The 10,471-nt window shown below is 41.8% G+C and carries 6 protein-coding genes, 1 pseudogene and 1 CRISPR repeat array; all 7 genes and pseudogenes read left to right on the top strand.

Annotation, left to right across the window (positions count from 1 at the left end; all coding sequences use genetic code 11):
• Window positions 1–213: 213 nt before the first annotated feature.
• A CRISPR array of direct repeats spans window positions 214–648; the repeat unit is 36 nt; unit sequence GTTTGAGAGTAGTGCAAATTCGTAGGGGAATCAAAC.
• A gap of 120 nt (window positions 649–768) precedes the next feature.
• Window positions 769–1,242 (top strand): NADAR family protein, encoded by a 474-nt coding sequence (locus AC058W_RS17310; RefSeq protein WP_479390419.1) that lies wholly within the window; start codon window positions 769–771, stop codon window positions 1,240–1,242.
• Between the two features lie 28 nt (window positions 1,243–1,270).
• Window positions 1,271–1,354: pseudogene (locus AC058W_RS17305) on the top strand (IS607 family transposase); the annotation flags it as partial.
• Window positions 1,323–2,465 (top strand): RNA-guided endonuclease InsQ/TnpB family protein, encoded by a 1,143-nt coding sequence (locus tag AC058W_RS17300; RefSeq protein ID WP_479390420.1) that lies wholly within the window; start codon window positions 1,323–1,325, stop codon window positions 2,463–2,465. The pseudogene AC058W_RS17305 and the gene AC058W_RS17300, both read left to right, overlap by 32 nt.
• A 180-nt stretch (window positions 2,466–2,645) precedes the next feature.
• Window positions 2,646–4,763, top strand: a complete 2,118-nt coding sequence (locus AC058W_RS17295) for a SulP family inorganic anion transporter (RefSeq protein WP_479390418.1) — start codon at window positions 2,646–2,648, stop codon at window positions 4,761–4,763.
• Window positions 4,764–7,538: a response regulator gene (locus AC058W_RS17290; RefSeq protein ID WP_479390417.1), complete on the top strand. Its 2,775-nt coding sequence runs from the start codon at window positions 4,764–4,766 to the stop codon at window positions 7,536–7,538. It abuts the gene before it with no gap.
• A gap of 83 nt (window positions 7,539–7,621) precedes the next feature.
• Window positions 7,622–9,508, top strand: a complete 1,887-nt coding sequence (locus AC058W_RS17285) for a transporter substrate-binding domain-containing protein (RefSeq protein ID WP_479390416.1) — start codon at window positions 7,622–7,624, stop codon at window positions 9,506–9,508.
• Window positions 9,495–10,471: hybrid sensor histidine kinase/response regulator (locus AC058W_RS17280; RefSeq protein ID WP_479390415.1), on the top strand; the 977-nt coding region annotated here is incomplete at its 3' end. The genes AC058W_RS17285 and AC058W_RS17280, both read left to right, overlap by 14 nt.

Genomic DNA, 10,471 nt, shown 5'->3' with positions numbered 1-10,471 from the left:
CAGGATAAGTCGAGAGATGAATTTATTTCTGCAGAATATAGTAGAAAGAGATATACAGATATTGATACTGGAAAAGCAGCGAACATCCAATTCTTGAATGGGAGTGCAGACATATTGTGGATGCAGATTTCTGCATTTTATGTTAATATAGAGGAGTAAATCATTCCGGAAGTTACAAAGTGATTCGCAGATAACATATTTCAAATATTTGAGGTTTGAGAGTAGTGCAAATTCGTAGGGGAATCAAACGAAACAATTAAGCAACAGAACAGTATGAGAGTTTGAGAGTAGTGCAAATTCGTAGGGGAATCAAACATAGGAATTACGAGAAGTAAAATCATGTGTTGTGTTTGAGAGTAGTGCAAATTCGTAGGGGAATCAAACTAAATACAGGACAAGTATAACACACCTTCCGTTTGAGAGTAGTGCAAATTCGTAGGGGAATCAGAGCAAAATGGCAAGGAGTGCGCGCACGCCCGTCCGTTTGAGAGTAGTGCAAATTCGTAGGGGAATCAAACTGATATACGATAGATAAGATACCGGTGACGTTTGAGAGTAGTGTAAATTCGTAGGGGAATCAAACACACGATGCAAATGAAGTTTACCTGACCGGTTTGAGAGTAGTGTAAATTCGTAGGGGAATCAAACTTCTGGGAGGGCGAATGGGCTGACGGGAAGTTTCGAGAGCAGTGCAAATTCATAGAGAAAATTAGAACAGTAGATTATCTAAATTAAATGATTTTATAAAAAGAAAGCAGGTGAAATGCAATGAACGTTATATGTTTCCATAACCCAGATGAAGAAAATGGCTATTTAAGTAACTGGTATCTTAGTCATTTCACAGTCAATGGAATAGATTTTTCGTCAATGGAGCAGTTTATGATGTATCAGAAGGCATATCGCTTTCATGATGAAGAAATAGCTAATAACATACTTCATACAGATAATGTTGCTGAGATTAAGAAATTAGGTCGTAAAGTACATGCCTATGATGAAAATGTCTGGAATGGCATAAGACAGATTATCGTGTATGAGGGATTAAAAGCGAAATTCAGTCAAAACGCAGATTTAAGACGACAACTTGTTGATACAGGTGATGCTGTGTTAGCTGAATGCGCAGTAAGAGATCAAATCTGGGGAATAGGTTTATCCATGGGAAATCCAAACAGGTTTGAGCGAAGCAAATGGAAAGGCAACAATCTTCTGGGATATGCTTTAATGTTAGTGAGAGAACAGTTATAAATTCTGATTCTAGAGATGGATATTGTTACTTATCCGTGAACTGATACAGGAGGGAACAGATGGTAAAAGCCATAAAAGTAATGTTGATACCAAACAATGTACAGAAAACTAAGATGTTTCAGTACGCAGGTGCTTCAAGATTTGCTTATAACTGGGCTTTGGCCAGGGAAATAGAAAACTATGAAAAAGGTGAAAAATTCATTTCAGATGCAGAACTCAGAAAAGAATTTACAAAGCTTAGACATTCTGATGAATATGCATGGTTACTGAGTATTTCAAATAATGTAACCAAACAGGCAATCAAAGATGCCTGTATTGCTTATAAGAATTTTTTCAAAGGTTTGCAGAAATTCCCAAGATTCAAGTCAAAAAAGAGATCAATGCCGAAGTTCTATCAGGACAACGTTAAGATACGATTCAGTAATACCCACGTTAAATTTGAAGGCTTTTCCTCCAGCAGGAAGGCAAATAAGCAAAAAATGAATTGGGTAAGACTTGCAGAATATGGAAGGATTCCGACAGATGCTAAATATATGAATCCGCGAATATCCTTTGACGGATTGAACTGGTGGATCAGTGTATGTGTAGAATTTCCTGACTGCAGGGAAACACTTAATGATGACGGAGTCGGCATAGATTTGGGAATCAAAGATCTGGCGATCTGTTCTGATGGAACTAAGTATAAGAACATCAATAAGAGTCAGAAAGTAAAGAAACTAGAAAAACAGAAACGCAGATTACAGCGTAGTATCTCTCGTTCTTACGAGAAAAATAAAAAAGGAGAAAGTTACTGTAAAACAAATAATGTAATTAAAAAGGAAAAACTTTTATTAAAACGAAATCACAGATTAACAAATATCCGAAAAAACTATTTGAATCAGACCATATCTGAGATCATAAATCGAAAACCAAGATTTATATGTATTGAAGATCTGAATGTCAGCGGAATGATGAAAAACAGACATTTATCCAAAGCAGTCCAGGAACAGGGATTTTTTTGGTTTAGAAAACAGCTCGAATACAAATGCAGCGATAAAGGGATTCAGCTTATTGTGGCTGATCGGTTTTATCCATCATCAAAGCTTTGCAGCTGTTGTGGAAATATCAAAAAAGCTTTGAAGTTATCTGACAGAGTTTATAGATGTGAGTGTGGGAATATGATTGACAGAGACTTCCAGGCATCTATAAATCTCAAGACTTATGGAGAACAATTTGCAAGCTGACACTGAAACGTTAATGCAAATATGTACGGATACGTTAGTCCGGAATTTACGCCTATGGAGAGTACAAGAACTTGTGAGTAGATTGATATTTATATCATCAAAAGCATACTCGTTGAAGTAGGAATGGAACATAGAAGTTTATAACTTTTTATAAGTTTTCAGTAACGGAACACAAAACAAATGCACCTTGAGTTAGCCAAAACATTGCGAAATTACGACAGAAAAAATTTATCAAAGGACATCCTCACCGGGCTGATTATTATGGCTGTCTCGATCCCGATTTCCATGGGCTATGCCCAGATTGCAGGGCTTCCGGCGGTTTATGGACTGTACGGCTCTGTATTCCCGATCATATTGTTTGGGCTGTTTTCCACATCACCCCAGTTCATCTTCGGGGTGGATGCAGCACCAGCGGCGTTAGTCGGGGCGGCACTGGTGGAAATGGGAATCCAGAGTGGTTCGAAACAGGCCGTGGCGGTTGTGCCGGTACTCACATTTTTTGTGGCAGTCTGGCTGTTTATATTTGCATTTTTTAAAGCTGGAAAACTGGTAAACTATATTTCCGCACCTGTAATGGGAGGCTTTATCACAGGTATCTGTACCACAATTATTCTCATGCAGGTGCCCAAATTAATGGGCGGAATTGCAGGAACCGGAGAGTTGCCGGAGCTGGCAGAGCATATCTGGGCTACATTGGGACAGATCAATCTGCCTTCACTGATCTTAGGTCTGGTTTCTCTGGTCATCCTTCTGGTAATGAAAAAAATCATGCCTAAGTTTCCTATGGTAGTAGTTCTGATGGCTGCAGGTGTATTATTATCCTATTTCGTCCCGATTTCCAACTGGGGAATCCGCACACTGGATGCAGTAGAACCGGGGCTGCCTGTATGGAGTATTCCTGACTTCTCTGCCATCGGTCTGAAGGAAGCTGTTATCTACAGTCTGTCCATTGCTGTAGTGATCATGGCGGAAACATTACTTGGTGAGAACAGCTTTGCACAGAAAAATGGTTACAGGGTAAATGCCAATCAGGAGCTGGTAGCCTTTTCCATGGGAAATCTGGCGGCAGCTTTGACCGGATGCTGTCCGATCAATGGTTCGGTGTCACGTACCGCTATCAGTGAACAGTACCAGGGAAAAACACAGCTGACAGGAATTCTTGCAGGAATTTCCATGATTTTTGTGCTTCTGGGAGCAACCGGGCTGATCGCTTATCTGCCGGTTCCCATGCTGACTGCAATTGTGATATCCTCACTTCTGGGGGCAACGGAATTTGATCTGGCTGTACGTTTGAGGAAAATCAGCAAAAAGGAATGCCTGATCTACTGGGGCGCATTCTGGGGAGTGCTGATGCTTGGCACCATCAATGGAGTATTGATCGGTATTATTCTCTCCTTTGCAGAGATGATCATCCGTACTGCGAAACCGGCACGCTGTTTTCTGGGAGTGCAGCCGGGACACAGGCATTTCGAGGATCTTACGGAAAGCTTGCATAACTGCGAGATTGAGGGCGTGGTGATCTACCGATTCAGCAGCAGCCTGTTTTTTGCAAATATAGATATTTTACAGCAGGATATTGAGAATGTCATTGGACCGGATACCAAAGCAGTAATTCTGGATGCCAGCGGGATTGGCAGTATTGATGTTACGGCTGCGGACAGGCTTGCAATTCTGTACCGTTCTCTGAAGGCAAGAGGAATTCGTTTCTACATAACAGAGCATATCGCTGAGCTGAATGAACAGATGCGTGGACTGGGGCTTGGATTTATGATCGAAGAGGGACGTGTGCGCCGGACCATACATGTTGCATTAAAGGATATGGGAATCCATTATCCTTATCCTTTGAAGGGCAATGTAGATAATGCAGAACGTTCTCCGTTCAGGAAGCGGGTGGACAACAGTGTACAGGAATTTGTCTGGGCTTTTGGTTCTGATTCTGAGGCAGAGATAGAGAAGCAGATTCATCTGCAGATTGAACATTTGAAAGAGAATGGAGATATGCAGGAGCTGCTCCATGGCCAGTGGAATCATATGGACGAACTTGATGCAGATGCATGGATTGAGCATCTGGAAGAGCATATGAAAGAAATTGTAAAGATTTCCGGACTGGATGAACAGGAACTGACTGTACGTTTTGAGAAGCATCGAAAGAAACTCAGGGAACAGATGCTGAAAGAGCATCCGGAGTTGGTGGCGATGTTCGAGGAGCGCAGGCGACTTTTGGATGAGCAGTTAGAGAAAAAATGGCCGGATGTGTATGCACTGGTTTTAAAGCAGCGTGAGAAGGATAACAGGTAAATGAAAAAGTTTAAGTTAAATGTACAGAGATATATCTGCATTTTATTATGCCTTATTTTATATATTACTGTGCTTCCCTTTCCTGTATCAGCAGAGGAAGCAAAAACTCGGACAGTCAGAGTAGGCTGGCATGAAGGAATCTATAATACCACAGGAGCAGACGGTGAGCGGAGAGGCTACAGCTACGAATACCAACAGGCAGTAGCTGCGCATACCGGTTGGAAATATGAATATGTGGAGGGAAGTTGGGCAGAACTGATGAGCATGCTGAAAAAAGGACAGATCGATCTGTTGGGAGGTATCTCCTATGCAGAGGAACGCTCCACTTCCATGCTCTTTTCAGCATTGCCTATGGGAGAGGATAGATATTACCTGTATGTGAATCCATCCAATACAGACATCTCTGCTTCAAATCTGACTACATTAAATGAGAAGAGAATCGGGATGATGCCGGATACACTTTCTGCCGAAATGTTTCATGAGTGGGAAAAAAGCCATGAAGTGAACACGCAGCAGGTTGATATTATCGATGTAAACGATATCCGTCAGAAATTGAAAAATCATGAAATTGATGGGTTTGTTTTGAATGAATCTCCACAGTGGGAAAGAGACAACATTTCACCAGCTCTTCTGATCGGCGGCTCCTATAACTATTTTGCAATCAGCAAGAAACGCCCGGATCTGAAAGAGGAACTGGATCAGGCAATGCAGAAGATTGAGAGGGAGAATCCTTTTTATACAGACGATCTTTATAAGAGGTATCTCTCCGCAAATTCCCTTGAAACTCTTACGGATGAGGAGCAGAACTGGCTGGAACAGCATGGGGCGGTCAGGATTGGATATCTGAAAAATGATGTGGGTGTCAGCCTTGCGGATACGGAGTCAGAGAAACCGGTAGGAATTATTAACGATTATATTAGTCTGGCTTCTGGCTGTCTGGGAGAAAAAAACATAGAATTTCAGTTGACAGGCTTTGATTCTCAGGAGGAAGAGCTACAGGCATTAAAGGATGGCAGGATTGATATGATTTTTCATATGAATCAGAATCCATATGAAGCTGAGCAAAACGATGTTATATTGTCAAATACTGTTTTTGAAGTCAATGTTGCAGTACTCACAGGTGTTAAAAAGTTTGATGAAAATAAAGAGAATACAGTAGCAGTGAGAAGGAATAACCTGCTGGGAAAGTGGTATATTTCTTTTAACTATCCTTTCTGGAAAATAAAGGAATATGATTCATCCGATGAGGTTGAGAAGGCAGTTCGCAGCGGTGAGGCAGACTGTTTTGTTGTGAAGGCAGGACAGTCATTAGAGACAATGGCAGACAGCAAAATGCGCAGTATTTTTCTTACGAAATCCGGGGATTCCTGCTTTGCAGTCACCAGGGACAATACAACATTAATGAATATCCTGAACAAAACCATTCAGACTCTGCCTGCTTCCAGACTTTCCAGTCAGTTTTGCGTATATGAAAACGCACCGGGAAAGGTTACTCTGGCAGAATACATAAAGGATAACCTGCGAGCAGTTTCTATTGGTTTTGTAAGTACGACTCTGGTTATTATAATGATTATAGCTTACCTGATGATGAAAGCAAGAAAAGCCCAGATTCAGGCAGAAAAGGCTAATGCCGCCAAATCAGATTTTCTTTTCAATATGTCTCACGATATCCGGACACCCATGAATGCCCTGCTGGGATACAGTGAGCTGATAAAAAGGGAACTGACAGATCCCAAGCTTCTGGACTATCAGGAGAAGATGGAACAGTCCGGAAATCTGCTGCTGTCTATTATCAACAATGTGCTGGACATGGCACGGATTGAAAGCGGTAAGGTGGAACTGGATGAGGATTACGTGAAGATCAGTGATATTTATCAGAATGTCTATGAGGTTTTCAGAGGAGAAGCTGATAAAAAGGGTATTCAGCTTGCAATGGAATACAACGTGGAACATGAACATGTGATATGTGATGAGACAAAGAATAAAGAAATTTTTCTTAATCTGCTCAGCAATGCCATAAAATATACACCTTCAGGTGGAAAGGTTACAATAAGAACAAAAGAACTTCCGTGTGCCAGAGAAGGATATATGCGTGTGCAGAATGAAGTAATCAATACAGGTATTGGTATGAGTGAGAAATTCCTGCCATCGTTGTTTTCTGCTTTTGCACGTGAACGAAATACAACCGCAGGAAAGGTTGCAGGAACAGGTCTGGGAATGCCGATCATAAAGAAATACATTGATATGATGGGAGGGACCATTGAAGCGGAAAGTGCTCTGGGAAAAGGAAGCAGGTTTACTGTTGTTCTGGAACACAGGATTGCTGATAAAGTATATTATGAACAGAATGCGGAAAAATCTTCCGATAACAATGAAAAAAGAAATGTGCTCCAGGGAAAACATGTCCTGTTGGCTGAAGACAATGACCTGAATGCAGAAATTGCAGAGTTTATTCTGGAAGATATGGGACTTGTGGTTGACCGTGTTGAAGATGGAATCAGATGTGTAGCCCGGATGGAGCAGAAGCCTGCCGGAACCTATGATCTAATCCTTATGGATATCCAGATGCCGAACATGGATGGCTACAGGGCAACTGAGATGATCCGCAGACTGTCAGATAAGAACAAAGCAAATATTCCAATCATTGCCATGACAGCCAATGCATTTGAGGAAGACAGAAAAAAGGCATTGGAAAAAGGAATGAACGGACATATTGCGAAACCTGTGGATATTGAGAAAATGAAAGAGATTCTGCAAAATACTCTTAAGAGATAATATTGATTATCTTAACCGCTTGAATGCATTTTTCAAACTCGCTCCAGGTAATCGACAGAATGTGAAGGGAATATAGAAATTAAATGAGAGAAAAAGAATCAATGATCAGAACAGGAAAAAGGATTGTATGCATATGCATGATACTAAGCCTGATTCTGACCTGCATCCTGTGTGTAACACCCGCCACAGCAAAAGCTGCGGAGGAAGAACCCCCGGAAAGAGTTGTCCGCGTAGGTTCCTTCGAGGACACCTTTAATTATGTCAATGAGAAAGGCGCAAGGAAGGGCTATGGATATGAGCTTCTGGAAACTCTGTCCGGCTATACAGGATGGAAGTTTGAGTATGTCACCTGTGATTGGTCCAACTGTTTTGAAAAGCTTATAAACGGTGAATTTGATATTATGGGTGATATTTCCTATGCAGAGGAACGCGCAAAGCAGATGCTGTTTTCCGATGAACCTATGGGCGAGGAGAAATATTATCTGTATGCAGATCTTTCGGATACGGATATTTCAGTTTACAATTTCCAGACGCTGAATGGAAAACGGATCGGTGTGCTGAGAGGAACCCAGCCGGAGGTTATGCTCACAGAATGGGAGCAGAAATATGATCTGAAAACAACGCATGTGAATATAGCCAATAATGATGATGTGAACAGAAAGCTGGCAGATCATGAAATCGATGCCTTTGTTTCCCTGGAGGAGTCTTTGTGGGCTGCGCAGGGGATTTCCACAGTTGTAAATGTGGGAAAATCTGGTATCTATTATGCGATCAACAAGGATCATCCGGAGATCAAAGAAGAACTGGATAATGCCATGCGCAGACTGGCGGATGATAATCCATTTTATCTGGCAGATTTATATAAGCAGTATTTTTCCCTGGATTATACACCGATTCTTTCCGGTGAGGAGAAAAAATGGCTGAAAGAGCATGGGGCGATCCGCATCGGATTTCTGAAAGACGATGCAGGAATCAGTACCATAGAGATGCCGGAGGGCAGATTCAGCGGTGCAATGACTGATTATATTCAATATGCAACAGGTTGTCTGGGAAACCAGAAGCTGGACTTTGAACTGACAGAATATAACAGCTACGAGGAGGAGACGAAAGCCCTGCAATCGGATGAAATTGATATGATCTTTCATTTCAGTCAGAATCTGGACACAGCAGAGGAATACCATTTCGCTTTTACCAATACAGCCTGGACCTATAACCTGATGGCTGTCACCAATAAGACATCTTTTAATGAGAATGAATCAAACCGTATTGCAGTTCCAAAGGATGATCTGCCGTTGGAAAAGCATATTGAATATTACTATCCTCAGTGGGAAATCGTAGAGTGCGATTCTGTGGATGATGCGGCAAATCTTGTGATAAAGAAGCATGCAGACGGATTTGTCACAGGAGTTGCTTCTGCATCGGATTACAGTGAAAAATACAATTTATACAGTCTGCCTCTTTCAAACCCTGAGAAGTCTGCTTTTGCAGTAAAAAGCGGCAACCATTACCTGCTGTCCATACTGAATAAGACGATTAAAGCCATGCCCTCCAACATGCTTACAAGTGCCATCGCCATGTATGAGAGTACACCGGGGAAGGTTACTCTGGCAAAATTTGTAAAGGATAATCTGGCTGTAGTTTTACTGTGCAGTGCAGTGGTTATTATGCTGATTCTGATATCAATCCTGGGCTTGCTGCAAAAGGCGCGTCAGGCTGAGACTGTTGCAAAACAGGCGGCAGATGAAACACAACAACTGAACAAAAAGCTGCAGATTGCTGTGGAAAAGGCAGAGAGTGCGAACCTGGCAAAGACCAATTTCCTGAATAATATGTCTCATGATATCCGTACACCTATGAATGTGATCCTGGGATATAACCAGATGCTTGGAAAGAGACTGACAGATCCCAAACTTCTGGATTATCAGGAAAAGATAGAGCAGTCAGGAAATCTGCTTTTTGTCGATCATTAACAATGTGCTTGATATGGCGCGGATCGAGAGCGGAAAGGTAGAGCTGAGCGAGGATTATGTAAAAATAAGCAGTATGCTGAGAGAATTTTATGATGTTTTCGGAGAGGAAGCACAGCAGAAGGGGATTACTTTTTTACATGAGGATAATGTGGTACACCAGCATATTATCTGTGACGGCACCAAGATAAGAGAAATTATGATTAATCTTGTCAGCAATGCGATTAAATATACACCAGATGGTGGTACAGTATCTCTGACAACCACAGAACTTCCGTGCAGTGAGGAAGGATATGTGAGGATTAAAACAGAGGTTGCAGATACGGGCATCGGCATGAGTAAAGAATATCTCCCCATCATCTTTGAGTCCTTCAGCCGGGAACGGAATACAACAGTCGGAAAAATAGGCGGAACCGGACTGGGAATGTCTATCGTGAAAAATCTGGTTGATATGATGGGCGGAACCATCGAAGTAGAAAGTGAATCCGGAAAAGGAAGTCGGTTTACTGTTATACTTCAGCACAGGATTGCAGATGCAGGATGTTACGAAAAAAGATCAGAGCAAAAAACAGATGCTTCAGGAGAAATCCTTAAAGGAAAGCATGTGCTGCTTGCAGAGGATAATGACTTGAATGCAGAGATTGCAATGGAAATTCTGATGACAGAGGGACTGGTAATTGATAGAGTGGAAGATGGCATTCAGTGTGTCCACAGAATCGAGCAGTCTCCGGCAGGCACCTATGACCTGATCCTTATGGATATCCAGATGCCGAACATGGATGGCTACAGGGCAACTGAGATGATCCGCGGACTGTCAGATAAGAACAAAGCAAATATTCCAATCATTGCCATGACAGCCAATGCCTTCGAAGAAGACAGAAAAAAGGCACTGGCAAAAGGAATGAACGGACATATTGCAAAACCTGTTGATGCAGAAAAAGTTGAGAAGACTATTTATTTGGTTTT

The organism is Blautia sp. CGZ-1-C1 (assembly GCF_056504575.1).
The sequence above is the reverse complement of the archived record's forward strand: the minus strand, read 5'-3'. Positions and strand labels throughout refer to the sequence as shown.

Coding starts and splice junctions, on each gene's coding strand:
- AC058W_RS17310 (WP_479390419.1), top strand. CDS start 769: ATGAACGTTATATGTTTCCATAACCCAGATGAAGAAAATGGCTATTTA.
- AC058W_RS17300 (WP_479390420.1), top strand. CDS start 1,323: ATGTTGATACCAAACAATGTACAGAAAACTAAGATGTTTCAGTACGCA.
- AC058W_RS17295 (WP_479390418.1), top strand. CDS start 2,646: ATGCACCTTGAGTTAGCCAAAACATTGCGAAATTACGACAGAAAAAAT.
- AC058W_RS17290 (WP_479390417.1), top strand. CDS start 4,764: ATGAAAAAGTTTAAGTTAAATGTACAGAGATATATCTGCATTTTATTA.
- AC058W_RS17285 (WP_479390416.1), top strand. CDS start 7,622: ATGAGAGAAAAAGAATCAATGATCAGAACAGGAAAAAGGATTGTATGC.